Source organism: Pyxidicoccus sp. MSG2 (assembly GCF_026626705.1).
Lineage (GTDB): Bacteria > Myxococcota > Myxococcia > Myxococcales > Myxococcaceae > Myxococcus.
Genome location: NZ_JAPNKC010000001.1, coordinates 7694411 through 7720969, shown reverse-complemented (window position 1 = coordinate 7720969; position 26559 = coordinate 7694411). Strand labels below are relative to the sequence as shown.

The 26559-nt window shown below is 69.6% G+C and carries 22 protein-coding genes; 15 read left to right on the top strand and 7 right to left on the bottom strand.

Annotation, left to right across the window (positions count from 1 at the left end):
* The first annotated feature begins 108 nt into the window (after positions 1 to 108).
* The 5 genes from OV427_RS30405 (at position 109) to OV427_RS30385 (ending at position 4274) form a co-directional block, all read left to right on the top strand.
* On the top strand, positions 109 to 639 hold the full coding sequence (locus OV427_RS30405; protein WP_267859696.1) for a hypothetical protein: 531 nt from the start codon (positions 109 to 111) through the stop codon (positions 637 to 639).
* Positions 640 to 671: 32 nt separating this feature from the next.
* The gene (locus OV427_RS30400) at positions 672 to 1859 is read left to right on the top strand and encodes an FAD-dependent oxidoreductase (RefSeq protein ID WP_267859695.1); all 1188 of its coding nucleotides are present in this window, start codon (positions 672 to 674) and stop codon (positions 1857 to 1859) included.
* 275 nt (positions 1860 to 2134) lie between these two features.
* Complete coding sequence (locus OV427_RS30395; protein ID WP_267859694.1) at positions 2135 to 2890, top strand: type 1 glutamine amidotransferase domain-containing protein; 756 nt, start codon at positions 2135 to 2137, stop codon at positions 2888 to 2890.
* 16 nt (positions 2891 to 2906) lie between these two features.
* Complete coding sequence (locus OV427_RS30390; RefSeq protein ID WP_267859693.1) at positions 2907 to 3914, top strand: helix-turn-helix transcriptional regulator; 1008 nt, start codon at positions 2907 to 2909, stop codon at positions 3912 to 3914.
* A 78-nt stretch (positions 3915 to 3992) separates the two neighbouring features.
* Complete coding sequence (locus tag OV427_RS30385) at positions 3993 to 4274, top strand: hypothetical protein (protein ID WP_267859692.1); 282 nt, start codon at positions 3993 to 3995, stop codon at positions 4272 to 4274.
* A 48-nt stretch (positions 4275 to 4322) separates the two neighbouring features.
* Here OV427_RS30385 and OV427_RS30380 read toward each other — a convergent pair whose 3' ends face one another.
* Both OV427_RS30380 and OV427_RS30375 read right to left on the bottom strand, forming a co-directional pair.
* Positions 4323 to 4916 (bottom strand): biotin transporter BioY, encoded by a 594-nt coding sequence (locus OV427_RS30380; protein WP_267859691.1) that lies wholly within the window; start codon positions 4914 to 4916, stop codon positions 4323 to 4325.
* Positions 4917 to 5143: 227 nt separating this feature from the next.
* Positions 5144 to 5707, bottom strand: coding sequence for an NUDIX domain-containing protein (locus OV427_RS30375; RefSeq protein ID WP_267859690.1), 564 nt, complete (start codon positions 5705 to 5707; stop codon positions 5144 to 5146).
* Positions 5708 to 5923: 216 nt separating this feature from the next.
* Here OV427_RS30375 and OV427_RS30370 point away from each other — a divergent pair, with 216 nt between their 5' ends.
* From OV427_RS30370 to OV427_RS30340, 7 genes are all read left to right on the top strand, one after another.
* Complete coding sequence (locus tag OV427_RS30370) at positions 5924 to 7480, top strand: HD domain-containing phosphohydrolase (RefSeq protein WP_267859689.1); 1557 nt, start codon at positions 5924 to 5926, stop codon at positions 7478 to 7480.
* A 47-nt stretch (positions 7481 to 7527) separates the two neighbouring features.
* Positions 7528 to 8520 carry an alpha/beta hydrolase gene (locus OV427_RS30365; RefSeq protein ID WP_267859688.1) on the top strand — a complete coding sequence of 331 codons (993 nt, stop codon included), beginning with the start codon at positions 7528 to 7530 and terminating at the stop codon, positions 8518 to 8520.
* A gap of 202 nt (positions 8521 to 8722) precedes the next feature.
* Positions 8723 to 9010: a hypothetical protein gene (locus tag OV427_RS30360; protein ID WP_267859687.1), complete on the top strand. Its 288-nt coding sequence runs from the start codon at positions 8723 to 8725 to the stop codon at positions 9008 to 9010.
* Positions 9011 to 9151: 141 nt separating this feature from the next.
* Positions 9152 to 9964 (top strand): hypothetical protein, encoded by an 813-nt coding sequence (locus OV427_RS30355; RefSeq protein WP_267859686.1) that lies wholly within the window; start codon positions 9152 to 9154, stop codon positions 9962 to 9964.
* A gap of 84 nt (positions 9965 to 10048) precedes the next feature.
* Positions 10049 to 10447, top strand: a complete 399-nt coding sequence (locus OV427_RS30350; RefSeq protein WP_267859685.1) for a hypothetical protein — start codon at positions 10049 to 10051, stop codon at positions 10445 to 10447.
* Between the two features lie 87 nt (positions 10448 to 10534).
* Positions 10535 to 11440 carry a peptidoglycan-binding protein gene (locus OV427_RS30345; RefSeq protein WP_267859684.1) on the top strand — a complete coding sequence of 302 codons (906 nt, stop codon included), beginning with the start codon at positions 10535 to 10537 and terminating at the stop codon, positions 11438 to 11440.
* A gap of 153 nt (positions 11441 to 11593) precedes the next feature.
* A complete protein-coding gene (locus OV427_RS30340) occupies positions 11594 to 16540 on the top strand; it encodes an OTU domain-containing protein (protein WP_267859683.1) in 4947 nt (1648 codons plus the stop codon).
* Positions 16541 to 16569: 29 nt separating this feature from the next.
* On the opposite strand, the gene OV427_RS30335 is transcribed toward OV427_RS30340, so the two are convergent.
* The gene (locus tag OV427_RS30335) at positions 16570 to 16989 is read right to left on the bottom strand and encodes an MAPEG family protein (protein ID WP_267859682.1); all 420 of its coding nucleotides are present in this window, start codon (positions 16987 to 16989) and stop codon (positions 16570 to 16572) included.
* 135 nt (positions 16990 to 17124) lie between these two features.
* Between OV427_RS30335 and OV427_RS30330 the strand changes: the two genes are divergently transcribed.
* Positions 17125 to 20100 carry a M4 family metallopeptidase gene (locus OV427_RS30330; RefSeq protein ID WP_267859681.1) on the top strand — a complete coding sequence of 992 codons (2976 nt, stop codon included), beginning with the start codon at positions 17125 to 17127 and terminating at the stop codon, positions 20098 to 20100.
* 88 nt (positions 20101 to 20188) lie between these two features.
* Here OV427_RS30330 and OV427_RS30325 read toward each other — a convergent pair whose 3' ends face one another.
* Both OV427_RS30325 and OV427_RS30320 read right to left on the bottom strand, forming a co-directional pair.
* Positions 20189 to 21004 carry an SDR family NAD(P)-dependent oxidoreductase gene (locus OV427_RS30325; protein ID WP_267859680.1) on the bottom strand — a complete coding sequence of 272 codons (816 nt, stop codon included), beginning with the start codon at positions 21002 to 21004 and terminating at the stop codon, positions 20189 to 20191.
* A gap of 118 nt (positions 21005 to 21122) precedes the next feature.
* On the bottom strand, positions 21123 to 21878 hold the full coding sequence (locus OV427_RS30320) for a 2OG-Fe(II) oxygenase (RefSeq protein ID WP_267859679.1): 756 nt from the start codon (positions 21876 to 21878) through the stop codon (positions 21123 to 21125).
* Positions 21879 to 22013: 135 nt separating this feature from the next.
* Between OV427_RS30320 and OV427_RS30315 the strand changes: the two genes are divergently transcribed.
* Positions 22014 to 22691 (top strand): lysoplasmalogenase, encoded by a 678-nt coding sequence (locus tag OV427_RS30315; protein WP_267859678.1) that lies wholly within the window; start codon positions 22014 to 22016, stop codon positions 22689 to 22691.
* A gap of 33 nt (positions 22692 to 22724) precedes the next feature.
* Positions 22725 to 24047, top strand: a complete 1323-nt coding sequence (locus OV427_RS30310; RefSeq protein WP_267859677.1) for a metal-dependent hydrolase family protein — start codon at positions 22725 to 22727, stop codon at positions 24045 to 24047.
* Positions 24048 to 24056: 9 nt separating this feature from the next.
* Here OV427_RS30310 and OV427_RS30305 read toward each other — a convergent pair whose 3' ends face one another.
* Together OV427_RS30305 and OV427_RS30300 are read right to left on the bottom strand one after the other, a co-directional pair.
* Positions 24057 to 25799 (bottom strand): acyl-CoA dehydrogenase family protein, encoded by a 1743-nt coding sequence (locus OV427_RS30305; RefSeq protein WP_267859676.1) that lies wholly within the window; start codon positions 25797 to 25799, stop codon positions 24057 to 24059.
* On the bottom strand, positions 25796 to 26536 hold the full coding sequence (locus OV427_RS30300) for a thioesterase II family protein (protein ID WP_267859675.1): 741 nt from the start codon (positions 26534 to 26536) through the stop codon (positions 25796 to 25798). Before OV427_RS30300 ends, OV427_RS30305 begins: the two co-directional genes overlap by 4 nt.
* Positions 26537 to 26559: the final 23 nt, after the last annotated feature.

The window sequence follows — 26559 nt, the reverse complement described above, 5'->3', positions numbered from 1 at the left end:
CCCGCGGAGCACCCGGGGCTTCGCCTCGACTCAGGAGTCGGCCATGGTAGCGACATGGATTCAACGCATGCCCGCATCCCGAAATCTTCTGGCCGTGGAGGTGCTCGCGTGGTGGCTGGAGGCACGCTGTGGAAGACCCACACCTCCCGCTTCTCGCTGGCGCTGGTAGCCATCACCCTTCCGACCTCCATCGTCATCTCGGGAGTGTTCGCAGCGTGGCTGTTCTGGCCGACCTTCAGCGTCACGACCTTCGTGATTTCGATGGTCGTCTCAGGCTTCATCGTCGGCCTCATTGCCCTGTTGTCGTTGATCGTCCAGGTCGATGCGCCCGGGTCCACCTTCCTCAAGCTCCCGTTGCAGCACATCGAGTGCTTCGAGCACGGGGCCTCGCTGCGCGATGCGAGCGGCGAGCTCCTGGGCGACCTGTCCGCCGGCACGCTCCGGGTGGTGCGCACCAACATGATGCATGGACGGGGACTGGTCGGCGCGGTAGCGCTCGAACATGCGGGCGGCACGACCTGGGTCGTGCCGTATCAGTTGCTCGGTGCGTGGTCGGGAATGCGGGCCGTGGCACACTCGCAGCAGGCGCACCGCATCGAGGATCCGCTGTTCAATGCGCTGTTGAAGCTCGCCGAGTAGCAGCATGAGCATCAGCAGGATGGGAGGCATGCATGAATATCGTCATCATCGGCGGAGGCGTTGCCGGCGTTGCCAGCGCCATCGCACTCAGGCAGCAGGGGTTTTCGGTGCGGGTGCTGGAGAGACATCGCGAGAAGACCCACATCGGCGCCGGCATCGTCGTGTGGCCGAATGCCGCCTTCGTGCTCGACCGGCTTGGCGTCCTGGCGGAGATGGAGGCGGTCAGCGGACGCCCGGTCGCCATGCGCCGACGCTCGAACACCGGCGAGGACCTGGGCTCGCTCGACATCACACTGATTGACAGCCGGATGGGTTATCCGAGCCTGTCGGTGCTGCGCACTGATTTCCAGGACATCTTGCTGCGCCGCCTGTCGTCGCTTGGCGTCGAGGTGGAATACGGCGCCGCGGTCGAGCGCCTTGCCACCTCGGAAGCAGGCATGGCGAGCGTGCTGCTAGCGCAAGGGGATGTGATTGACGCCGACATCATCATCGGCGCCGACGGGCGCATGGCCTCGCGTGCGCGCCTCTACGTCAACGGCGACAATGCGCCCGTGTATCAAGGCTTCGTCAACTGGATCGGCGTGGTTGAATCGGACGACCCGATGTTCGACGACATCGCCGTCACCGACTACTGGGGCGTGGGCGAACGCTTCGGCATCGTTCCGGTCAGCGCGCACAAGGGGTATTGGGCGGGTGGCGCGGCCAGTACAGCGATCCAGGCCAACGCGCCGGAGCGATACAAGGCGGAATTGGCGGCGCTGTTTGCATCCTGGCCGGAAGCCGTCCGGCGCGTCATTGACGCGACGCCGGCGCGGCGCATCAACAAGATTCACGTGCACGATCACGACCCGATGCCGCGCTGGCACCGGGACAATGTGATTGCCATCGGCGATGCCTCACATGCGTCGCTGCCGACCTCGGGACAGGGTGCCTGCCAGGCACTCGAAGATGGCTGGCACCTGGCGAACTGCCTGGCCGACCATCCCGGAGACCCGCGGCACGCGTTCGAAGCCTTCACCGAGCTGCGCCTCGAAAAGACCCGTGCCGTCACCATGGCCGGACGCGCCATCGCGGCGAGCCTGTTCAGCCGCGACACGCAGGCCTGCCTGCGCCGGAACGAAGCGAGCAAGGCCAGCGACTTCTCGGCCCTGGCGGCGGGCATGGCGCGCGGCTGGAGTCAGCATCTGCCGCTCGCGCCGACGCTCAATCAAGGCCTGTAGACAACCGGCACCCCGCACGGATTGGCGCGTTTGTTCAAGCCCGCCCACCCTCGGATTCCTACGCTGGTGATGACGCTGTCACCAGGAGGACCCGCATGGGTGCGCCCAGTTCGACTCAGACCCAGACGTTTCACGCAGGGAAGACCTTGACGTGGTTTCTCGCTCCGCTTGCGCTCGCGGGCCTCACTGCCGCGTGGGGCTGCGCAGCGACGCCGACCCACCGGGTCATCTTTCCTTCCGCCCCGGCGGAGGTCCGCGCTCCCGGGGCGGTCCTCATGGTCCTCTCCGCCGCGTCCGAGCAGAAGCTCGCGGACGGCAGCACCCGCCAGACAGGCGTCTTCTTGAACGAGTTCTACGAGCCCTATCGGGCGCTCGTCGACGCGGGCTACGAGGTGGTGCTCGCGACGCCGGAGGGACGGGCTCCCGCGTTCGACCCGGAGGGCGTGAAGCCGTCCTACTGGAAGGAGCATCCCGAAGCGCTCGCCGAAGCGCAGGCGCTGCTCACGCAGCTTCCCCAGCTGCGTGCACCGCTTCCCCTGTCCGAGGTCCGCACACGCTCGGACGCGTTTCAGGCCCTCCTCGTGCCGGGCGGCCAGGGCGTCATGGTGGACCTGCTCCACGACACGGACCTGCATGCACTGCTCCTCGACTTCGGCGCCTCGGCCCGCCCCGTGGGACTCGTCTGTCATGCGCCCGCGCTCCTCACCCGGTTGCCGAAGGAGCAGAGGCCCTTCGCGGGCCGGCACGTCACCTCGGTGTCGGGCTTCGAGGAGTGGTACATCGAGACCTTCGTGATGGACGCACGCGCACAGGTCCGAGGCATCGGAGCTCAGCTCGACGAGGCCGGCTACCGGCACGAGACGGCGTTTCCGGGCCGCTCCCGCGCCGTGCGCGACTGCAACCTGGTGACGAGTCAGAATCCATTCTCCGGCGCGGACTTCAACGTGCACTTCCTCGCCGCGCTCAGCGACTGGCGCAACGGGGGACGGTGCGAGCCGGAATCCAACACGCTCGCGGAGGCTTCCCCCTGAAGAGGACCTGCTGACCATGGTGGACCAGGGTGTGATGACAAGCCCGGCACTGAATGCCGTGCTGAAGACCACCGTCGCTCGCGACTACCCGGGGATTTCCACCGAGGGACGCGACAAGGTCGCCGTCCTCCAGGACGTCATGGACGCACATGGCTGGCGGGCGGTGCTGGAGCTGGGGCGCGAGCTGCGGACCCTGTCGTCGCACCCCGTGCTCAGGGCCCTCGTCGCGGGGCCGACGCCCCGGCACGCGATGGAGCGGTGGAGAACCCTCGAGCGCTTCCTTCACTCGCGCCACCGCACCCAGCTCCTCGAGCATGACCTGGCACGTGCTCGGATGACCGTGCGGCACGTGGCCATCGACGGAGGGGAGATTCTCACCGTCAACGACCTGTTCATCTGGGGCGTCCTCGTCGCGCTCCTGGAGACCGCGGGCTTCACCGGGTTGACCGTGACACTCGAGCGTGCGTCCGGTGCACCCGTTGTCATCCACGGCGGGGCCTCGAAGTCCGCGGCGAGGAGGCTGCCCGATGCGACCGACGTGGCGACCTTCCATTGGAAGCCCACGAGGCAGGGGCCTCTTCCGGCGTGCGATGCGCCTGGGGAGGGTGCGCTCCACGAGGTTCGTGGCCGGCTTCAGCAGCTCATGGGTGGCGACCTGCTGCACTCCTGGACGCTCGAGGAGAGCGCGCAGCGACTTTCCCTGTCCCGCCGCGGCCTTCAACGCGCCCTGCAACAGGAAGGAACGACGTTTTCCGAGACCCTGCAGCGGGCGCGTGTCGACGCCGCGCATGCACTGCTGGGCGATGCGGGCCTGACGCTGACGGACGTCGCGTTCTGTACCGGCTTCTCTGACCAGGCGCACTTCTCCAGGACGTTTCGCAGGTACAACGACGTTCCTCCCTCGGCACTGCGCGAGCTGATGCTCTCGACCTCCTCCGCGGGGGGTGCGTCACCGGGTGCCGCGGATGTTGAGGAAAAGAAGGGCCCTGCCCGCGCGAGGACCCGAGGACGCGCGGCAGGGTGAGGGGACCCGACGAATTCTGGGACGCCTTGCGCGCACCGGCCTCTTCGGAGGGAGTGCATCCGAAGTGGAGGAACCCACATGAAGCGTCTACTGGCATGCGTCCTGCTGTTCGCGGCACCTCTCGTGGCCTGTGGTGGAGAAGAGCTTCCACTGCCTGAAACCGAAGAAGCGCAGGTCTCCGCCGCTCCAGAGGAGGAGGGAGCGCAGGTGGAAGCCGCCGCGGGTTGCTGGGTCACCCTGCGCACGTGCACCGTCTACAGCTCCGGCGGGATCCGGATTCCAGACTGCTCGGCGACCAACTGCACCTGGCAGCAGCAGCTCAACCACTGCTGGGGGCTCTGGAACGACATCTGTAGCTGACAGCGTCGGTTTGAAAGCGAGGGCGGGGCGGACTGAAGCCCCGCACCTTCATGGCTCGCGAAGCCGTACGAGCCTCCAGGCGAGGGGCATCCCCAGGCCGGCGATGGCTGCCTTGAGCAACCCACCGGGGAGGAAGGGCAGGAAGCCCTTGTGGAGGGCAGTTGAGAGGTCGAGTGGGGCCGCCACGCAGAGCCAGGACACGCCGATGGCCAGGATGACGAGCTGGCCAACGAAAAAGAGCGGTACCGCCTTCCACGCCAGCCTGTCGAAGCCCCGCCGCGCCGCGAGCCCGATGAGGAAGGCCGCGGGGATGAAGCCCACCAGGTAGCCGCCAGTCGGCCCGAGCACCTGCGCCCAGCCGCTGGCCCCCTTGGCGTGGAACGGCAGTCCCAAGGCCCCGAGCAGGACGTAGGCGAGCTGCCCGGCCATGCCTCGCGCGGGTCCGAGCGCGGCGGCCGTGAGGACGACCGCGAGCGTCTGGCCCGTGATGGGCACCGGCGAGCCCGGCACCGCGACGGCGACCTGCGCGAGCAACCCGGTGAACAACGCGGCGCCGAGCACGAGCGCCCCGTCATGGAGGCGCGTGCGTGCGACGACGTCTGCCAGGACGCGAGGCGGTGGAGAACCGGTGCCCGCGCTCAATGCCGTCCCACCCGGGAGGAGCGCGAGCAGCGGGACGACTTCGAGGGGCGTGGAGACACGGGGCGATGCTCAGCGAGGACGCGCTCCGATGCAAGACACCGAGAGGGCTCCGGGCGCAGCACGACTGGCTCCGATGGGTCGAAGATCGGCACCTGGTAGTGCTTGCCCCGATACGACAGCCGCTCCACGCGCAGCACGCCGGGGACCAGCGTCTTCTCGTCGGGTGACTAGGCCGGAGTGAAGCGGTGGGGACCGGTGAGGCCCTGGGACTCGAACCACTTCCGGGCCGCCTGGATGTGCAGGGGAAAGGCGAAGACGTCCTCCAGTCCCTGTGGCCCATGGATGACGCCACGCTCCTGCGACTCGGTGCTCGGCGTGAAGGCCGCGAGCGAGGCGCGCTCGAGGGTGGGCGCCACCGAGAACAGCAGCACCCTGTTGGGCCGGGGCTCGGTGCTGGTGAACCACAGGGGCGTGAGCTTCGTCGCGTCCACCGTCACGCCGACCTCCTCGGACACCTCGCGCGCGCCACCCACCTGCCACGTCTCGTGCTCCTCCAGGAAGCCGCCCACCAGGGCCAGCATGCCCTTGCGAGGCTCGATGCCCCGCCGCACCACCAGCAGCCCCGTGCCCTGCTCCGAGCGCACCGGTACGAGCACCACGGAGACGGGAATGGGGTTGGCCCATACCGTCACCTTGCATGCGGCATTGGGACAGGTGCGCGGATAGGCAAGCGGCTCGGCGTAGGCGGTACCGCAGAACGAGCAGAAGCGATCCTTCACGGGAGGAGGCATCGGGAGCTCCAGGGCGAAAGCGGGGAGGCAGCTCGGCCATCCTATCCTTTGGACGCTCCGGCATGCGCGGTCGGTCCGAGCTGCGCGAGCCACTGCACCTGCGCGGGGTGCCTGCCGTGCCGGTGGACGGGCCTTGCAGCCCCTGTCGCGGAGATACCGCACTGTCGCTGCGTATCCCCGTCCCCGGGAGGGAGGATTCGAGGCGATACTCGGCACGTGCCCTCCCCTGCCCAGACGCTCCGCCTCGCCGAGGTATTGGGTGCCCTCTCGCTGGCCACGGACCTGGCCAATGGCAATCCGCTGGAGACGGCGCTGCGCACCTGCCTGCTCGCGGTGGAGCTGGCGCGAGGGGCGGGTGGCTCCGAGCAGGAAGTGGCGGACGCGTATGACGCCGCAATGCTGCGCTACGTGGGCTGCACGGCCTTCGCGCCCGAGGAAGCCGCGGCGATGGGCGATGACATCGCCTCGAAGCAGCTCTATGCGCCCGTGGACTTCGGCCGGAAGACGGAGCTGCTCGCCCCCACCCTCCTGCGGCTGGGCAGGGGCACGGGACCCCTGAAGCGGGCCCGCGTGGTGGCTGGAGCCCTGGTCACCGCGAGGCGCACGTACGACACGATGGCGCGCAGCACCTGCGAGGTCGCCGTGCGTCTCGCCGCGCGTCTGGGCATGGGCGCCGGAGTGACGGAGGCGCTCGGTCAACTCTACGAGCGCTGGGACGGCAAGGGAGCCCCGGGCGACAGCGAAGGCGAGTCGCTGTCCTTCGTCGCCCGCGTCCTGCACGTGGCCTGTGCGGCGGAGGTGCACCACCGGCTCGGCGGCGCGGAGGCGGCCCGCGACATGGTGCGGCGGCGCGGCGGCAGCCACTTCGACCCTCGCGTGGCGCGGGCCTTCGAGAAGCATGCCCCGGAGCTGCTGGGCCGCCTGGAAGCGCCATCGGTCTGGGACGCCGTGCTCGCGGCCGAGCCCGGGAAGCGCCCGGCGGAAGACGCCGCGAGGCTGGAGGACGTGGCGCGAGCCTTCGCTGACTTCGTGGACCTGAAGTCCCCATACACGCTGGGGCACTCCTCGGGAGTGGCGGCACTGGCGGAGGCGTCCGGCCGCGCCGCGGGGCTGGACGAGGCCACGTGCACGTCACTGCGCCGCGCGGGCCTGCTCCACGACCTGGGCCGGGTGAGCGTCCCCACCAACCTCTGGGACAAGCCGGGCCCGCTGAACGCGGCCGAGTGGGAGCGCGTCCGCCTCCACCCGTACTACACGGAGCGCGTGCTGGCCCGCTCTCCCCTGCTGGCGCCCCTGGGCGCGCTGGCGGGAGCGCACCATGAGCGACTGGATGGCTCGGGCTATCACCGCAACGCACCGGCCGCGCTCCTCACGCTGCCCGCGCGAATCCTCGCGGCGGCGGACTGCTACCACGCGCTGACGGAGGCCCGGCCCCACCGCCCGGCGCACACGCCGGACGACGCCGCGCGCGAGCTGGAGGCAGAGGTCTCCGCGCGGCGGCTGGACGCGGAGGCCTCGCGCGCGGTGCTCGAAGCGGCGGGACACCGGGCCCGCAGGAAGCGCGGCGCGTGGCCCGCCGGGCTGAGCGACCGCGAGGTGGAGGTGCTGCGGCTGGTGGCGCGGGGATGCTCGAACAAGGAGGTGGCGCAGCAGCTCTCCATCTCCGCGCGCACCGTGCAGCACCACACCGTGCACATCTACGACAAGCTCTGCGTGTCCACGCGGGCCGCCGCGGCGTTGTTCGCCATGGAGAACGACCTGCTGAAGACATAGGCCATCTGGCCGATGTTCCCCCGCGGGACTTCCGGCACACGGTGGGCATGAACCTTCCACGCACCTTCCCGAAGCCGCGGTCCTTCCTCCTCCTGTGCCTGTTCACCCTGGTCGCGTGCCAGGGGCCGAGCCAGGCCGTGCGGACTCCGGCCGCGAGCACCACCGCCTTCTCCTCCCTCGCCGGCCGGGACGTCGCCCACGAGGAGTCCACCTTCGAGGGCACTGGCGGCCTACACCTCTTCGCCCAGTCCTGGCGGCCCACGGGCGGGGAGCCCCGCGCCGTCCTCATCGTCACGCACGGCATCAAGGACCACGGCAGCCGCTACGCGGAGCTGGCGGAGCACCTCGTGGGCCAGGGCTTCGCGGTGTACGCGTACGACCTGCGCGGGCATGGGCACTCGGAGGGCGTGCGCTTCGCCGTGGACTCCTTCGAGGACTACGTGACGGACCTGGAGCGCTTCGTGGCCCAGGTGCGCCAGCGCGAGCCGGGCCGGCCGGTGTTCCTCTTCGGCCACAGCATGGGCGGTGCCATCTCCACGCTCTTCACGATGGAGAAGAAGCCCGCCGTCCAGGGCCTCGTGCTGAGCGCGCCCGCGCTGAAGGCGGGCAAGAGCGTGTCGAAGGCGCGCATCGCCGCCACGAAGGTGCTCGGCGGCGTGTTTCCCAACCTGGACGTGCTGAAGGTGGACCCGACGCAGTTCTCGCGGGACGCGGCCGTGGTGCGGGAGAACGAGACGGACCCACTCATCTTCCAGGAGCCCGGCCCGGCGCGCACCGCGTCCCAGTTCATCTCCGCGCTCGGCACGATTTCGGAGCGGATGGAGGATGTGACGGTACCCCTCCTCGTCCTGCACGGCACGGGGGATACGCTGACGGACCCCGACGGCAGCCGTGACCTGGTGAAGCGCGCCCGCGCCACGGACAAGACGCTCAAGCTGTACGACGGCCTCTTCCATGACCTGGTGCACGAGCCAGAGAAGGCGCAGGTCATCGGGGACGTAGGCGCGTGGCTCACGGCGCATGTGGGCGCGGAGCCCTGAGCCGGGCCGTCCCCATCGCGCCCATGGGGCACGTCGAGCCTGAGACGGACAGGGACGCTGTTGAGGGTGGCGGGCGGGAGCAGCGGGGACGCGGAGGGCCGCGCCGAGAAGATGCGCAGGAGATGCGCAAATCCGCGTAAGCTGTGAATGCCAATAACATGGCACCTGCAATCCAACCTCGTGGAACCCAGGAGCTCTTCCGATGCGACTGACTTCTTCATTGCTGGCTGTCTTCGCGGGCCTCACCCTCTCCATGGCGGGCTGCGGCGGCGACATGTCCGAGCCCGAGCAGGCTCCCGCGTCCGAGTCCATCTCCGTGGATGCGCAGCTCCCCGAGGGGGACGTCACGCAGCAGGCCATCTGCCCGCTCAAGTGGTACTGCGATACCACGCGCCGGTACTACAACACGTCGGACCTGTGCGCCGCCGCATGTGGCAGCGTCGCCTGCTACCGTGAGCACGCGTGTGGTGGCGGCTGCACCTGCCCCTGAAGCACACCGGAGGACGGGGCGGGGCCGAGGCGCCCCGCTCCTTCCCCAGGAGCTCCAGGTCCTTCGCCTCCCGCGGCGCTGTCAGCGCCACCACGTCCTGCATCCAGCGCGCGACTTCTTCCAAAAGGGAGCTCACACCTCATGAAGCAGAACCTGAAGCAGTGGCTGTCCGTGCTGTGCGTGGGAATGGCGGGGGTGTCCGCGACCGCCTGGGCGGACGTGGGGACGCCGGTGGACTGTGGCACGGTGGAGTGCGAGGCCATCCGGGGGATGCGGTCGCTGTTCGGTGCGGAGCATGCGTATTTCGCGCAGTCCGATGCCTTCACCCTGAACCTCGCCAGCGCCGGCTTCGCGCCCGCGGCGTGTCCGAACGGCAGCCGCGCCCCCGTGCCGGGAGCGGGCTGGGTGTCCGGGTGCAACTTCTCCTACAAGGTCACGGGCATCGCGCCGCATCCGTCGCCGGGGTTCACCGCGGTGGCGCAGGGGGTGGCGGGGACGGCGTCCGCGGGCATCACGCTCCAGATTGGCACGCACCCCGTCTCCGGCATCCTCTTCTGGCTGGAGCGCAACGGCGTGCGCCGCTACGTGGACTCCGCGGAGTGCCAGTCGCCGCAGTCCTTCACCTGCGAGGCCGAGCTGCGGGAGGCCCGGTCCAACATGAACTACATCTACGTGGTGGAGCAGTCGTACTACGCGGAGATGGACCAGTACTCCACCAACCTGCCGCTGGTGGGTTTCATCCCGGAGGGGTGCTCGAATGGCACCCGGGCGACGGTGCCGGACGCGTCCTGGGTGGCTGGCTGCCGGTTCATCTACAAGGTCACGCTGAACGGAACCGCTGGCTTCACCGCCACGGCGAAGGCGGTGACCGGAGCCACGGCGGGCACCATCCTGACCATCACGCAGACGGGGCAGACCGTCATCACCCCGTCCTACCCGGCGTCGTGCCAGTAGGCTGATGCCAGAGGGGCACGGCCCCAGGGACGGGTCGGGATGCGTTCAGGATTGTTACGGATTCGAGAGTCGCAGCTGGCATCCTTGCGGCTCGCCACGATCGAGGCGCGGGTCGAGCAACTGGTCGAGGCGCTCCTCATGGAGCCACCGCCGCTGGAGCCCGTCGCGCCTCGCGTGGAGCCCGCCTGGACGCGCGAGCGTCTGCGGCCCGTGGTGCGCCGGGTGGCGGTCCGCGGAGTCCTCGAGCTCGACGACGTGCGGCTGTACGTCGACCTCGCGGAGGCGCTGGGCGCGGACTTCGAGGAGCAGCGTCCGCACGCCTGGATGCGCGCGTGGCTGGATGACACCGCCGTCTCCGAGCCGACGGCTCGCCTGCACCGGGTGGTGCGCGAGCGCCGCCGCCGCGAGGACGTCGTCCTGAGAAACCAGCGGAAGGAGGAGGCATTCCGCCTCCGCCATGCTCCGCCTGGGAAGGACACCTGAGTCCGAGGCACGGCCCCCATGCCCCCCACCCCACGACGCCAGGACCCGGCTGTTGCCCCATGTCCGCTCCAGAAGGCCAGTGGGCGGGTGGAGGTCGTCGTCGTCGACGACCGCGAGACGCCGCTGCCGGGGATTGCCGTGGAGCTGGCCCGGCCGACGGGCGACGCGGCGTTGCGCCTGCGCACGGACGAGCACGGGGTCGCCCTCTTCGAGGGACTGGAACAGGGGCGCTACCACCTGCGCCTGCTCAACGTGGAGCCCGCGCTGTGGCGGGTGCTGGGCCGGCTCGCCCTGCCCCCACTCGAGGCGAAGTCCAGCGCCCGCTGGGACTCCGTCTCCCAGTCGGAGGCGCTCTCGTGGACGTGTGATGGAACGGAGTCGCTCACGGTCCTCGCCGCGAGGCTGGGGGTGAGGCCCTCGCGTCTGCTCGATGCCCGGAGCGGGCAGCGGCTCGCGTCCGAGGTGGCCCCGGCTCCGGGCACCCGCATCGCCGTGCAGCCCTACTCCACGGAGTGGGCCACGGTGGAGACGGGCTATCGGCAGGTGGTGCACCGGATTGGAATCCCCCTGTCCCTGGTGCTCGTGCTGCGCGACGGCGTCCACCAGCCCCGCGCGCACCAGCCCTACCTGTTGAAGCTGTGGATGGACGACGGAGAAGAGCTCCCCGCGCGCGAGGGGGTGACGGATGCACGAGGACGCGTCGTGCAACTGTTGCCGGAGCACGCGGAGCGAGGCGAGGTGACGGTGGCGCCCGGCCGCGCCGACGAGCGGCGTCTGGTGCTGCGCTTCGCCGCGCTGCGGGCGACGAGCGCTCCAGAGGGGCTTCAGGAGCGCCTGGAGAACCTGGGGTTCTCCTGCGGAGGCGAGCGGGGCCAGCTCGGCCCGAAGACACGTCTGGCCGTCGAGTGGTTCCAGTACGCGCTCGGGCTGCCTCCGAGCGGGCATGCGGACGAAGCGACCTGCGCTGCCCTGGGTCTGCTTCACCGCTCGTAACCCCGGAGGCCTTTCGCCATGGTGTGTCCCAACTGCGGTACCCACGTGGTGCTCGGCACGTCGGCGGGCGCTCCTCGGTGTTCCGGGTGTGGCTCCGACCTCGTCCCGCCCCCCATCGCCTCGCCCGTGTCCGAAGAGGATGTGCGAGTCGGGATGGACGACGAGGTCGAGCCCGACGAGGGAGGGATGGACGACGAGCCGGGCAGCGAGCTCTTCGAGGGTGACGCGTACGACGCCGTCCTGGAGGAGCTGGATTCGCAGGGCTCGCATCGCCTCTCCTTCGACGAGCTGAGCGGGGAGACCCTACGGGCCGCGTCGGCCGACGCCATCATGCCGCCCCTGGAGGCGCCACCCGAGCCGATGGAGGATGACCTCGTCGAGGAGCGGTGGGTCCCGCCCGGCGAGGAGACCACCGTCTCCGACAAGCCCGTGCTCCCCCCGAGCTTCCCGCTCCGGGTGCTCCTGTGGAACATCGCGGACCTGGGCGGCGGCCCCAGCGGGACGCTGCCGGTGCGCAAGCAGTGGACCATCTCCGCCCTGGCCCATGTCATCCGCGTGGCGAAACCCGATGTCGCCACCATCCTGGAGCTGAAGAAGAAGGGCGGCGCGCGCCTGGTAGAGCCCAAGCGCCCGGTGCCCATGCAGCAGAACGCCGGCCGCTCGGGCAGCGGCAAGAAGCTGGCGGAGCTGGTGCGGTTGGCCAGGCACTTCGTCGAGCCCGGGGGCTACAACGTCAAGTACGCCGCGCCGAACGAGGTGGCGCGCGTCACGGAGCTGGAGGCGGCGCTCCTCAACGACCTGGCGAGGTTCTTCTCCGCCAGGGTGCGGCGAACCATCTGGCCGGGCTTCGACGCCAGCTCGTCGCCCGATCCAGGGTGGAGTGACCTGACCCGGAGCCTTGGCGACGACACGTTGGCCAGACTCGACGAGAACATCGAGAAGGGCTGGGGCGCGTGCGAGCCCGAGCTCGTCGAGCGCTTCGGCCGCCCGAGGCGGAAGGCGGCGGAAGACACGGACGAAGACAAGGACCCGCGGCTCGTCGCGCTCGACATCGACGTGAACAAGCGGCCGGAGCACAAGCTCAAGGTCTACCGCCTGCTCTGTGTGCGCCTGCTCGTGGAGGAGGGGTACTACGACTGGCTCCAGCCCTATCACTCCCGCTACGAGGCGAACGAGAAGAAGAAGGGGGAGCCGGGCGCCGAGGAGCGGGTGAAGCGCAACGACCTCGCGGAGCTCGCGGTCTCGCAGCTGCGTCTGCACTGCGGAATGCTGTTCCAGTACTTCCTGGCCATCGTCGGAGGGCTGGCCCCCGAGAAGCCTCCCTCGGTCCGACAGATTGGCCTCGAGAACATTCTGCACCGCGCCAACGACGAGCACCTGCAGCGCGTCTACGAGGCGAAGTACGCCGACTACCTGGAGCGGAAGAACGACACGGAGGACGCGCCGGAGACACATGCCGGCCTGCGCGAGTTCCTGCGCATCCGCGATGAGCTCAACGCCCAGTGCGAGGCTCGCGGCGAGGAGTCCTATGCGTCGTGGCCCGAAACGGTCCCCGACCAGCCCATCAAGGGGCTCTATACGCAGGATGAGGCGTACGGCGTCTTGTGGCGCAAGTCCAAGGTGGAGGTGGATGCCACGGCGATCTCCTATCTCAGCGCCTACGTGGCGCGGCGGGACTCGGAGTCAGCGCCCTTGAAGATGGAGGTCGGGGCCGGGCAGGAGGACGCCGAAGCGGCGGGGGTGTTGGAGATGGACGAAGGCGGGGAGGAAGAGGACGCGGAGACGGCGAGCCCCGTCAAGAGCCTCTTCTCCAAGCGCGAGCCCCTCCGGATTCCGGTGCGACTGGCCAAGGTGAAGGACGCGCCGGCGGTGGGCGTCGTCGCCTGGCACCCGCCGGCTCCTGGTGACCGCAACAAGGAAGCCCGGGGCAGGGACTTCCCGACCTTCCTCCAGTACTGCAAGGACGAGCGTCGGGAGAAGTCGCTCGGGGTCATCCTGTCGGACCTGAACATCGACACCGCGAGGCCCAAGAAGGAGCGCGCGCCGGACGAGACGCCGTACATCGACACCTGCATCCCGCGGCTCTCGTTCCACCAGTTCTTCGCGACGCTGCTGGGACCGGGCGCGGATGCCAGTCACCTCTACACCCAGGCCGACCAGCGCTCGACCATCGCCAAGAGCGTGTTTGATGACTGGGCCGTCAACAGCAAGCACGACTTTGGCGGTGGCTCGCACCAGTTGCTGCGCACGCTGCTCAACGAGCACATCAACCCCGCGGTATTCGCGCCAATCAAGACCGCGAAGGGCCACGAACTGCAGGCACCGCTCACGTCCGGCGAGGAGCTGCTGGGCTACATCGAGTCGTTCGTCACCCCGCCGCAGCAGCGCTACGGGGCGAGCGGCTACGACAAGATTCTCGTGTACTCGCCGCGCGCGGATGGCTGGACGCTGAAGCAGTCATCGGTCTTCGTCATCCCGTTCCCCATGGCCCTCGCCGACGCGAAGGAGGAAGGACTCTTCTTCATCCACGGCAAGCTGCTGCCCACGCACCTGCAGCCCTTCTGGCGGCTCATCCAGACGGAGGACGGGGAGCTGCCGGAGGAAGAGCGCATCTTCGACAAGCTTCGCGGCTCGGACGTGAAGCTCATGGGCTCGGACGACGCGCGCTGGGAAGCGCTGATGGTGGCCGCGAAGAAGCTGAGCGACCACATGCCGCTCGTCTCGGATCTCCAGCTCGTCTACAACGGCCAGGACGCGCTGGTCATCGAGGAGGAGCCGCTGCTCCTGCCCACGGGCTCCCCCGAGCTGGAGGCGCTGGAGGCGCTGTGCCTCGCCTTCCAGAAGTCCATGGGGTCCGCCGAGGAGGCCACGAGAGCGCTCGACGACATCCTGGAGGCCGCGGCCAGGGTCCCCGAGGCGGACCACCCGCGTGCGGGCGCGCTGGTGGCGGACGCCATGCAGGTGCGCGAGACGCTCGACGTGCTGCGGGCGGAAGGGTTCGACACGGCGGACTTCTGGGGCAAGCGGCCCGTCCTCGAGTCGGATGGCGGCGGCAGGGGCGCCGCGAACGGCGTCTCGCTGGACACCTACCTGACGTTCATCGGTCAGGCGCGGGTACCCAACGCGGGGGGCGGGAACTGCCTCTTCCGCACGCTCTCCCAGCTCCTCTTCGGCACCGAGCGCCACCATGCCGACGTGCGCCAGGCGGTGGTCAACCACCTGGACGACCTGCTCGCGGGGACCGTGCAGGACGACGGGGGGCTGGTGGGCCCCCTCCCGGTGGCGGCCTTCCGCCAGCACATGGAGTTGATGCTCGACTGGCATCGCGAGGCCTGGCCGAACCAGCTCGCGTACCGGCGCGTCGTCGGGACGGACGAATGGCGCCAGTACCTCCGGGCGATGAGCCGGGATGGCGTCTGGGGAGACCACGTGGCGCTCGCGGCGGCCTCCCATCTGTTCGGGGTGCGCTTCGACCTCCATGCCCGGACGAGCAACGCCTCGTACTGGACGGACCTCGTGGACTTCGTGCCGCGCACGGAGGGGCATGAAGCGGCGCGGACGCTGCTGATCGCGAACCTGGGGAACACGCACTACGAAGCCGTGGGGCCCATGGGCGCGGCGCTCCCCGAGGAGGAGGCGCTACCGCCCGTGCTCATTCCCCTCTGCGCGCCCCGCCGTCGCGCCGAGGAAGGTGTGCCGCAGCCTGCCCAGAAGAGCGAGGCCAAGGCGTCCTCCAGCCCCACGCAGGGGGCCTCGTCGTCCCCGCTGAAGGGTCCGGTGCATCTGTGGCCAAGCACGACCTACTTCAAGAAGGACACGCCGGCCCATCATCTCCACGCCCTCTTCCTCTTCGGTGAGAACGACGTCGAGAAGAAGAAGAGCAGACAGCAGAAGAGCGAGCAGCACTCCACCCAGGCCGTCATCCGCCTGAACCCGAATGCGCTCGGGATTCGCACGTGCTGGTTCTCGGGGGTGGGCATGCTGGACAAGGACCTGGCCAGGAACCAGCAGGCCATCGACGAGGACTGCGACGAGGCGCTCCAGTTGCTCAAGAGCGGCGCCTACATGACGCTCGTCGTGCCGTGGGACCACACGACCAACACCGTCGACATCGGGACGGGGGTCGCCGACCTGCCGGCGGGAGCGCCCCAGACGTGGGCCCACCTGCAGAAGAAAATCCAGGAGCTCATCGACTGGGCGAACGCGCGCCTGGGGACGGTGATGGTCGTCCCGCAGGCGGCCGTGCTCGTGCCGTCGGTGGTGCAGCAGCAGGCGTCCGACCTCTACATGCAGGAAGTCTCGGACGCGATGCTCAAGGCTCCGGCCCTGGGTGACGACTCCAGCACGAGTGTCGTGGGGGCCTCCAACGTCGTGTCCCTGAGGACGCTGCTCTTCTCCGGGGCCTCGTCACCCGAGACGGGGCTCCTGTCGGACGTCGACTACGAGAAGAACAAGGCCATGCTCGACGAAGACCTGGAGGAGCTCAGCCGGCGGGTGGAGAGCGGCCAGTTCCGGAGGCTCGTGCTCCCCCGGGACGAGGAGCACCAGATCGTCCTGGGCACTGAGCTGGGCAGGCTCGACGTGAATGCGCCCAGGACACTGGACTACCTGCGCAAGCGGCTGGAGGCCCTGTGCAAGCGCTGCGAGGAGATCCACGTCATCCCGGCCTCGGCGCTGATGGAGGACGAGGACCGCGAGGACGGCAACGGGATGCAGGGCGTGCAGGAGTCGCAGTCCCTGTCCGCGTCCGGGGACCTTCCCGCGCCGAACCGGCTCAAGCGCACGCGGAGCGACCGGGACAAGGTCGTCTTCGCGGGAGAGGAAGAGGAGGCGCGGCTTCCTGGCGAAGATGAGTCCGCCCTCAAGAAACACAAGGACAGGTCGTCGAGGGCCTTCGCCACGTTCCGACCGTCGTCGTCCGTGGACCCAGACGTCGCCGTGAAGGACAGGCCCAAGCGAACCCGGAGCCAGCGGGACGGACTCGAGGACGAAGAGCCGCCCCCTGGGCTCCCCGAAGAAGATGAGTCGGCCATCAAGAAGAAGAAGGAAGCGCCGCAGGGGGAGGAGGAAGCGGAGGAGGATCAGGCGGGAGGCATGTAGCAGGTGTCCCATGCAGGCAACGGACCAGGTCAAAGCACGGCGATGACCGCCTTGAACGTCAGCCCCAGCAGCGCCAGTGACGACAGCACGAAGAGCGCGAAGCGCAGCTCAATCTTGTTGATGAGTGCCTGCACCAGGCTGTGCACCACGCGCAGGCCCACGTAGGCCCAGGCCAGCATCAGGTTGAGGCCGGTTCCTTCGCCCAGCAGCGCCAGCGCCAGGGTGATGGCGTAGAAGATGGTCGGCTGCTCCATCAGGTGGTTGTAGTTGTCGGCCTTCCAGCGCACCTCGGCCGGCAGTGTGCTCATCTGCTCGCCGCGCGGCGCGTACGGGTCGGGTTTCATGCGGGCCTTGAACATGGCCGGAAGGCGCGTGGCATACATCCATGCCCACATGACCATGGACCAGGACACGAGCGCGACGACGGGAGCGACAATGGGGCTGTGCATGGCCCCTTCCCTGCCCGATGCCGCGACCCGGCGCAACTTCGAGGGAGGATTCCGGCTCGCCCCGCGCTGATTTGTCACACGGGTGCGCTCGCTGATACAGCCCGTACCCGAAGCCAAACAGAGGGGGATACATCGATGAAGTCGCGTTATGCGTCCGTACTCATCGTACTGGGCCTCGTGGCGTGCGGAGACTCCGCCGACACACCCGGGCCCACGCCGTCAGAACCGGGGGACGCCGCCGCGCCCTCGTCCACGCCCATGCGTCCGGATGCCAGCCCGGAGGACCTCGCGGCTATTCGCGCGCGGGAAGACCTGCGCTCGGCACGCGCGCTCGCGGAGGTGGAGCGCCGCTTCGCCTCGCGGACGCCAGGCCTGTCCTTCCGCGTCCGCCGTGTCCGCACCAGCTCCATGGGCGACACCCACGTCTGGATTCAGCAGGTCTTCCAGGGCACGCCCGTGACGGGGCGTGAGCTGGGCGTCATCGTCTTCGTGGACGACACCCTCCAGGTGCTCGGCGAGCCCGACACCTTCGAGGGCGTCGCGCCCGCGCGGATGAAGGCCACCGAGGGCCTGAAGCGGGCCCGGGCCCACGTCGCGAAGAAGGGGCTCACGGTGGGGGACACTGGCGACGTCGTCCTGGAGCCCGTCTACGAGCGCCGCCTGCGTCCGGGCGCTTCCGGAGGGAATGCCGCGAACTACGAGACGGTGGTGGTGGGGTTCGAGCGGGGCACCCGCGTGAAGGTGTCGTCCGTGCTCTCCGCGGACGCGCCCCGCGAGCTGTTCGTGCGCGAGCGTGACGGCGCCGTGGTGGAGCGGGCCTTCCCGCCCTCCGTCATGGCGAAGGGGTCGCTGCGCAGTGCGTTCGCCGGCACCGTGACGATGGGCACGTACCAGTCGAGCCGGGGCGTCTACTCTCTCGAGAGCGAGCGGGGCGACGTCATCTCCGCCGCTGCCCAGAAGGATGGCTCGCCGGCGTTCGACTACAAGAGCTCGGTCAACGGCTGGGGTGACAACCAGCTCTACGCCTCCCAGGGCCCCAATACGGTGAATGGGCAGACCGCGGCGGCGGATGCATTCATCTCCGTCTACGGCACCCATCGGATGTTCGCCGACGTGTACGGCCGCAATGGCTGGGATGGCCAGGGCGGGCCCATCCACGCCTACGTGCACTACCCGGAAGCCAATGCCCACCCAATGGGCAATGGCGTCGTCGTGCTCGGTTACATTTCCATCAAGGGTGGGCTCTCGAGCGTCCCGCTGACCGACATCGAGTCGGTGGCCCACGAGGTCGGCCACATGACCTTCGAGCTGGACACCGGCGTGGTGACGGGCCCCACCGGCGAGCTGGGAGGCCTGGATGAGGGGACGGCGGACATCTTCGGTCTGGTCGCGGGCTTCTACCTGCCGGATGCCATTGCCCTCCTGGGGACTTCGTGCACCCCGCTGACCTGCAGCAGCGGTGGGGGCCGCAAGCCCATCACCGTGCGGGGCGACTGGACTTTTGGGAACTGGGGAGACCCCCGCTACGGCCGCTCGTTCATCGACCCGTTCCTGTACCCCGCCTGGGTGCCGGGCATCGACAGCGCGGCCTCCCACGATGCGTCGGGACCGCTGAGGCGGATGTTCTACTTCCTCAGCGTCGGCGTGCTCCCCGCGGGCCAGGCTCCGGTCGCCGGCCTGCTGCAGCCGCAGCGGGAGAGCGCCTTCCTCCCCCAGGGGCTCACCGGCCTCGGCATCACCACGGCGAACTGGCTCTGGTACAACACGCTCAGCGGCGTCTACTTCTCGCGCATCACCAACTACGCCACGACGCGCGAGATGATGCTCGAGGCGACGATGACGCTGTACGGGCGCGTGCCGCACACCCCCGAGTACAAGGCGGTGGAGGATGCCTGGGCAGCCGTGAATGTCGGCCCGCCCGCGGACCGCACGCCTCCCTCGGTGGTCATCACCACCGGGCAGAAGAGCAGCACGTATGCCGTCGTCACCGTCGACGTGTCCGACGAGAACGGCCTCGTCGAGGGAATGGTGGGCATCTCCTCCGGCCTCATCGATGGACGGACGACGCTGCAGCCCTGCACCGGCCACTGCGTCTTTACCCTCGACCCGAGCCAGTACGGGACGAGCTCCTCGCACTACGTGAAGGTCACCGCGAAGGACACCCGCGGGAACAGCGTGGAGAAGAAGGTCTACTTCGCGCTGGATGCCTCCGGGCCGACCGTCACCCTCACCTCGAACAAGCCGACGACCTGGTCGCCCATCGCGCCCCAGCAGGACTGGAAGTACAGCGCCACCGACACCTCGGGCATCCGGTCGGCGAAGGTGTTCGTGGACGGCGTGGCGGTGGTGGATGAGTCCTGGAGCAGCTCACCCGTCTCCAGCTTCACGCTCAACAACGTGGTGGTGGATGTCTCCAACCGCGCGGAGGGCTGGTATCCGGTGCGGTTCGAGACGTCCGACCGCTTCGGCAACACCCGGGAGAACTCCTACTCGCTCGCGGTGGACCACACGGCTCCAGAGGTGTGCACGCAGACGGTGACGGTGGACCCGGCGAACAACGGCAACGTCTACCTGACGCTCACCGGGCGCGACGCTGTCTCCGGGCTGTCCAACCTCGCCATCCACCACACGACGGGCGGGCTGCTGCGCGGCGACACGACCGACGTCGGGCCCGGCGTCCAGCGCACGCTGAGCCACACCGCCACGCTCGCGCCGGGGACCTACCTCTTCTTCGGCAACTGCATGGACCAGAGCTCCAACGTCGTGCGGACGCCGTATCAGACGGTCACGCTGGTGGGCTCGTGCAACTCCATGGCCACCGCGGGCGGCGCGCAGGTGGATGAGCGCACGTTCCAGATGGGCAAGGCGGCGGGGACGGTGAAGCTCAGCTACCACACCTACTCCGTGCACGACCGCATCAAGGTCTACTCGGGCACGACCCTGGTGGCGGATACCGGCTGCGCGGCCACGGGCGACCCCTCCACCCTCAGGACCGTGACGTTCGCCTACTCAGGGACGTCGGGGCAGTTGAAGGTGCGCGTCGAGCCCAACTGCAACCCCGTCACGGCCCAGTCCACCACGGAGTGGGTGTACTCGCTGAGCTGCCCCTGACGCAGCGTCCGGGCGGGCCGGCCTGCTGCGCGCGGCCCGCGCCGGAATCGCAACCCAGTAACAGATGCTTCAAGCAGGGTGCCGGCCGTCACTCCACGGGGCGGGTGAGGCCTAGCGTGTCCGCATAGCTGTGCAGTCCGCGAATGTGATTGCCACCGTCGACCGCGAGGGTGTCCCCGGTCATCCATGACGCCAGGTCGCTGCAGAGGAACGACACCACCTTCGCCACGTCCTCCGGCTCGCCGCACGTCTTCCCGAGCGGCGTGTGCGCGAGGAACTCCCGCCCCATGGCCCCCTTCATGAGCCCGGCGCCCTCCGCCAGGGGCGTGCGGATGGCTCCCGGTGCCACGACATTCACCCGGATGTTGTACCGCCCCAGCTCCGAGGCCGCGACCTTCGAGAAGTTCGCGAGCCCCGCCTTGGAGGCGCAGTAGTGGGCGAGCCCGTCCGTCACGGCCGTCTGGTTCAACGAGGAGATGTTGACGATGGAGCCCGGCTGCTTCGCGGCGACCAGCGCCTTCGCCAGGGCCTGGGTGAACAGGAAGGGCCCCTTGAGGTTGATGGCCAGAATCTGGTCGAACTCCTCCTCCGGCAGCTCGAGCATCGGACGGAGGGTGGCCGAGCCGGCGTTGTTCACCAGGATGCCCGGGAGGCCGAACTCACGCGTCGCAACCTCGATGGCCCGCTTCACGTCCTCCGCGCGGACCACGTCTCCCGCGAAGGGCACGGCCCGCGTGCGCCCCTCCGCCACCCGGTTGAGTTCCACGGCGGCCGCCTCCACCTTCTCCCCGGTCCGCCCGAAGAGGAGCACGTTGGCCCCGTCCCGCATGAGCCGCGCGGCGATTCCCAACCCGATGCCCTGCCCCGCTCCCGTGACGATGGCGCTGCTCGATACCAGCTTCATGGTGGCTCCTGTATCCAAGGTACAGGTGTGAATCTAGATGGGCGGCACGTGGCGCACCAGGACCGGTGTCGCCATCACCCTCCTCCAGCGACGGGAAGCGCCGGTCCGAGCTGTACGGCTACCGCACTGGCGCCCAGATGGCGCTGTGAGCCTCCGGCGCATCCGGGGACTCTTGCGCCGTATAGAAGTAGGCCGCGACAGCGGCTCGCCCCCGTCCCTCGGGACACTCCAGCGGGGCCGGGTGGCCATGCCAGTGGTCATCGCCATGCGCCATCACGACCAGCCGGTCGAGGAGCGGGGCGATTCGGGTCTCACACCGGGAGAGGTCGGCACTCCACAACTCCAGGTCGCCGCCCCAGGCGGATTCCCAGCCGGGGTTCAGGTAGTAGAGGACGGTGAGCCGCCGCGAGAGCGCGCGGAAGCGGTCCCGGTTGAAGTCCGCGTGCAGCGCCAGATGGCCCCCACGCAGCGTGAGGTGCAGCCCGGCGCCCCGGAAGTGTGGATCCGCGATGAGCCCCTGCACTCCGGTGAGTGTCTCCAGGAAGTCGATGAACGACATGCCCGAGAGCTCCGAGAGCAGGTGCCGGAGCGCCCCGTGCACACCTTCGAAGGCCTTGCGCTGGAGCTGCCCCAGACGTGCCGCCTGCTCCTGATGGTCGCGGCGCTTCCAGTCGGCATCGGATGCGCCCGGGAAGACTCCGGCCAGGCCGGACGCCAGCCGCTCTCCCAGGAAGCCGTCGATGACGACGTGGGGATGGGGCCGCGCGGCGGCGTAGGCGTCACGATGGGCCACCGCAAGCGAGCGGAGCGCCGTACGGCTGAGGAAGAAGCTCGGCCCCAGCAACGGGCCTTCTTCGATGGTTGCGACGCTCACCGGACCTCTTCTGTCTGGGTTGCCGACCTTCGATGATGCCATGCGCGCGGAAGCCACGCCTCCGAAACGTGGGAAGCACGAGCCCCTGCCCTCCACGGCCCGAGTAAGGTGCCGCCCATGAGCGGTGAGCAGACCTTGGCGACGAAAGTCCTCGCGGCGGTGGGTGTCGTGGGTGCGGTGGGCTTCCTCCTCGCGCTGGACCTGGAGCGCCGTGACGTCCGGATGGTGACCAAGGCGCTGCCCATGCTCTGCCTGCTCCTGTGGCTGTGGCCGCCCCGGGAGCGCCATCCCCGGTGGATCTTCTCCGGGCTCGTGCTCTCGCTGCTCGGAGACCTGCTGCTGGAGCTGGGGCCGGCTTGGTTCCTGCCGGGCCTGGGTGCCTTCCTGCTGGCGCATGTGAGCTATGCCGCCGCGTACCTCACCGTGTCGCGAAGCCCCCATCTGGCGCGGGCGCTGCCCTTCGCGCTGCTGGGCGTGGGTGCCAGCACGTTCCTGTGGCCGGGCCTCGGGAACCTGGCGCTGCCCGTGACGTTCTATGTCGCCGTCATCTGCGTGATGGGCTGGCGCTCGGCGGCCATGGTGGGGAGCCCGGTGCTGGCGCGGCGAACGCAGTGGATTGCGCTCGCGGGCGCACTGATGTTCGCCGCCAGTGATGGGCTGCTCGCCGTGAAGCTCTTCGTGCGCCCACTGCCCGGCGCAAGCTACGCCATCATGTTGCTCTACTGGGCCGCGCAAGCCTGTATCGCCGTCTCGGCTCGCGAGGCCCTGGCTTCATCCATGCAGCCCCGCGGTATCCCCGCGCGGGTGGCTTGACTCGGAGGAGGGAGCGGGCGGCAATGGGGCACCTTGCGACGCGCACTCCTTCTTGGCTCCCTCCTGCTGTCCCTGTCCTCCCTTGCCGCCGAGCCCACCGAAGTCCAGGTCCTCAAGGCCGCGCGCCTCTTCGACGCGAAGACGGGGAAGGTCTTCACCCCGGGCGTGGTGGTGGTGGCGGAGGGAAAGGTGGTGGGCGTGGGACCGAAGGCCCCCATCCCGGAGGGCGCGAAGGTGGTGGAACTGGGCGACGCCACCCTGCTGCCGGGCTTCATGGACGCGCACACCCACCTGACCGTGGAGCCCGGGCCCGACTGGCGCAAGGACGTCATCGACAGCTTCCAGCGCACGATTCCCGAGCAGACGCTGGACACGCTGCCCTGGGCGCGCGTCACGCTGATGGCGGGCTTCACCACGGTGCGAAACCTGGGCGCGGAGGACTTCATCGACGTGGGCCTGCGCAACGCCATCGCGCGAGGCATCGTGGTGGGGCCGCGCATCCTCGCGGCGTCGTCCAGCCTGAGCTCCACGGGCGGGCACTGTGACTACGGCAACTCGTGGCGCAAGGGGCTGCTGGCCCATGATGCCAGCCCCGGCGTGGCGGATGGTCCGGACGCGCTGCGCGCCCGCGTGCGCGAAACCCTCAAGTACGGCGCCGACCTCATCAAGGTGTGCGCCACGGGGGGAGTGATGAGCTTCAACGCGGAAGTCGACGCGCCGCAGTTCACCCAGGCGGAGCTGGACGCGGTGGTGGACGAGGCCCACGCGCACCGGCGCAAGGTGGCCGCGCACGCCCACGGCGCGGAAGGGGCGAAGCGCGCCATCCGCGCGGGCGTGGACTCCCTCGAGCACGGCACCCTGATGGACGACGAGGCCCTGGAGCTGATGAAGCGCAAGGGCACCTGGTATGTGCCCACCGCCTTCGCCTTCCACGGGGTGAAGGAGCTGGCGGACAAGGGCAACCTGCCGCCGGACAACGTCCTGAAGCTCAAGGCAGTCGACGTGCGGCGGGAGCAGGTGCTGCGCAAGGCGATTGCCATGGGGGTGCGCATCGCCTTCGGCACGGACGCGGGCGTGTTCGTCCACGGGCGCAACGCGGAGGAGTTCGCGCTGCTGGTGCAGGCCGGCCTGCCCCCCGCCGAGGCGCTGCGCGCCGCCACGGTGAACGCGGCGGAGCTGCTCGGCGTGTCGGACAAGCTGGGGACGCTGGAGCCCGGGAAGCTGGCGGACGTCGTCGCCGTGCCCGGCAACCCCCTCCAGGACATCCGCGCCACCCAGAAGGTCTTCTTCGTGATGAAGGAAGGCGTCATCCACCGCCACGACACGGCGCCGCCCTCCCCTGCCCCCGCGCGCTGAGCCCCGGCCTCAGGGCCGGGTGAGCACGTCGCACAACAGGAAGTCGAGCTCGCCCCCGGACAGCCAGCGGGCGCTCACTCCCGCGAAGTCCGGCTCCGCCTCCGCGTCGGCCTGCCGCCAGAGGTCGTCCAGGCGGTAGCGCGCGGCGGTGCAGTAGACATCCGCCAGCTCACCGGCGTGCGGCTGGCCTCGCGAGGCCAGGGCCGAGGCGTGGGCCAGCGTGACGGACATGGTGAACAGCTCGTTGCAGAGCTGGTTCAGCAGGATGAGCGTCCGCTCGCGCGCGTGGAGCACGGCCGCGTCCGGGTAGCGGCGCGACAGTTCCAGGCACTTCCGGGCGAGCCGGTGCACCTCCCGGGCCGTGAGCTGGAGGTGCTCGCGGTTGCGGGCCGACAGGTGCTCCTCCACCGGAAGCGGCGCGGGGGGCGCCTCGAGCTCCGCGGCATGCGCGGCCGACGGGTAGTAGAGGGAGAAGAGCCCCTCTCGCGCGGCCTTGTGGTCCACGAGGAAGTCCACGCCGCCCGCCACGCGGAAGGCCCGGGCGTCGCGCAGCGCGCGCTCCAGCGGAACCGGCACCGCGCCCCGGGCCGCCTTGCTCTCCGCCGTCTCGTAGCCCTCGGCGGCGAGGAGCGACACGGTCCGGTCCGTGATTCGCGCGCATGCCAGGGAGGCGATGTTCTTCGCCGCCACCTGCTCGAACCAGCGCACGGGCAGGTTGTCCGCCGTCACGCCCGTGAGGCTCCACCGGGCCACGCTCTCCATGGCGAAGACCTCGGCCGCGGTGGTGGAGACCAGCCGCTGGATTTCATCGAAGTCTCCGAGCCGGCGCCCCTGCGCGAGGCGCCGGTGGAGGAACTCGCGAGACCACTGGAGGCACTTCTTGGAAAGCGCCAGGGACGCCGCCACGATGATGTACATGCGGCCCAGGGCGCTGAGCGGCTCCAGGAGCGGCGTGTTGCGCCAGTGCTCCTGGGACATCGCCAGCACCCGCTCCTTCGGCACCCGCACGTTGTCGAAGCTCAGCGCGGAGATGGGCAGCCCGCGCAGGCCCATCAGCCCGTGCTCGGCCCGGACGCGGAAGCCGGGGCTCGCCGTCTCCACCACGAAGAGGCTGATCTGCTCCCTGCCGCCTTCGCAGAGCGTGGCGGTGACGTTCAGGAGGTCCGCGATGGAGCCGTTCCCGATGTAGACCTTCTCCCCGTTCAGGACATAGGCCGTCCCATCTTCCGTGGGCGTGGCGGTGGTGGACGCGCGCCGCACGGAGGCACCGATGGGCTCGGTGTCGGCCCAGCCGGAGATGGCCCCCTCGGCGATCCGGGCGCGGACATAGTCCCGGAGCGGACCGGCCTGGACTGCCTCGATGATGGCGCCCGCGCCCAGGCCGCTGTGGATGGCCAGCGTGTAGCCCACCGGGAGACACCCACTCATCACCGCTTCGATGACGCGGAAGGTGTTCAGCATGGAGAGCCCCCGGCCTCCCAGCTCCCGCGCCACCTGCAGCTTGTAGTAGCCGTGCGAGCGCAGGGCCTCGCGCAGCTCCGGCGAAATCCGGCCCGTCCGCTCCACCTCGTCCGGGTCCACGTGCGCCTTCAGGAACCGCTCGACCTCGGCGATGACGACGTCCCCCTGCCGCCGCTCCTCCGGGTCCTGCTCGGGAAACGCGCGGACGAGGTCCCAGCGGAGCTTCCCCGCGAAGAGCTGGCCCAGGAAGCCCTCACGGCTGCGGGTGGCGGGATGCAGGGGCTCGTTCATGGCTTCAGGTCCTCACTGGAAACGGTGTGGGGGCGGCCCTGTCGCAGGCGCTCGCCCAGAAGACGCAGGAGCGTGTCCTTCTGCTCCCGTAGGTAGAAGTGGCCACCGGGCAGCAGGTGGAGCTCGAAGGGCCCGGTGGTGTGGACGCGCCATGGCTCCAGCTCCTCGCGAGTCAGGTCGTCCCGGGTGCCGCCCAGGACGGCCATCGCGCAGTCCAGGGGCGCGCCGGCTTCGTGCGGGTAGGACTCCACGAGCGACAGGTCCGCGCGCAGGCCCGGCAGGATGAGCTCGCGCAGCTCGGCGTCTTCCCGGAGCTCCAGGGCCAGCTCGCCGTAGGTGGGCTCGAGCGCGGTGAGCAGCCCGTCCTCGTCCAGGTGGCTCGCGGGGATACCTCGCGCGGGGAGCTGCGGGGCGGGCGCCGCGGAGAGGAACAACCAGCCCGGCGGCGTACGGCCCAGGCCGCGCAAGCGCCGGGCCGTCTCGAAGGCCACGAGCGCTCCCAGGCTGTGCCCGAAGAACGCGAAGGACGTCCCGAAGTCCACCGCGCCCACCAGCGTGTCCACCAGCTCGCGCATCCGGGTGAAGGGCGCCTCCTCCGCGCGCGCGCCATGGCCGGGGAGCTGCACACCCCACACCTCGACGTCCGGGAGCAGGTCGGCCCAGCGCACGTACTCGCCCACGGAGCCGCCGCTGTGAGGGAAGCAGAAGAGGCGCACGGAGGCTTCCGGACGCTTCATGCGGCAGGCAAGCCAGGGAGAAG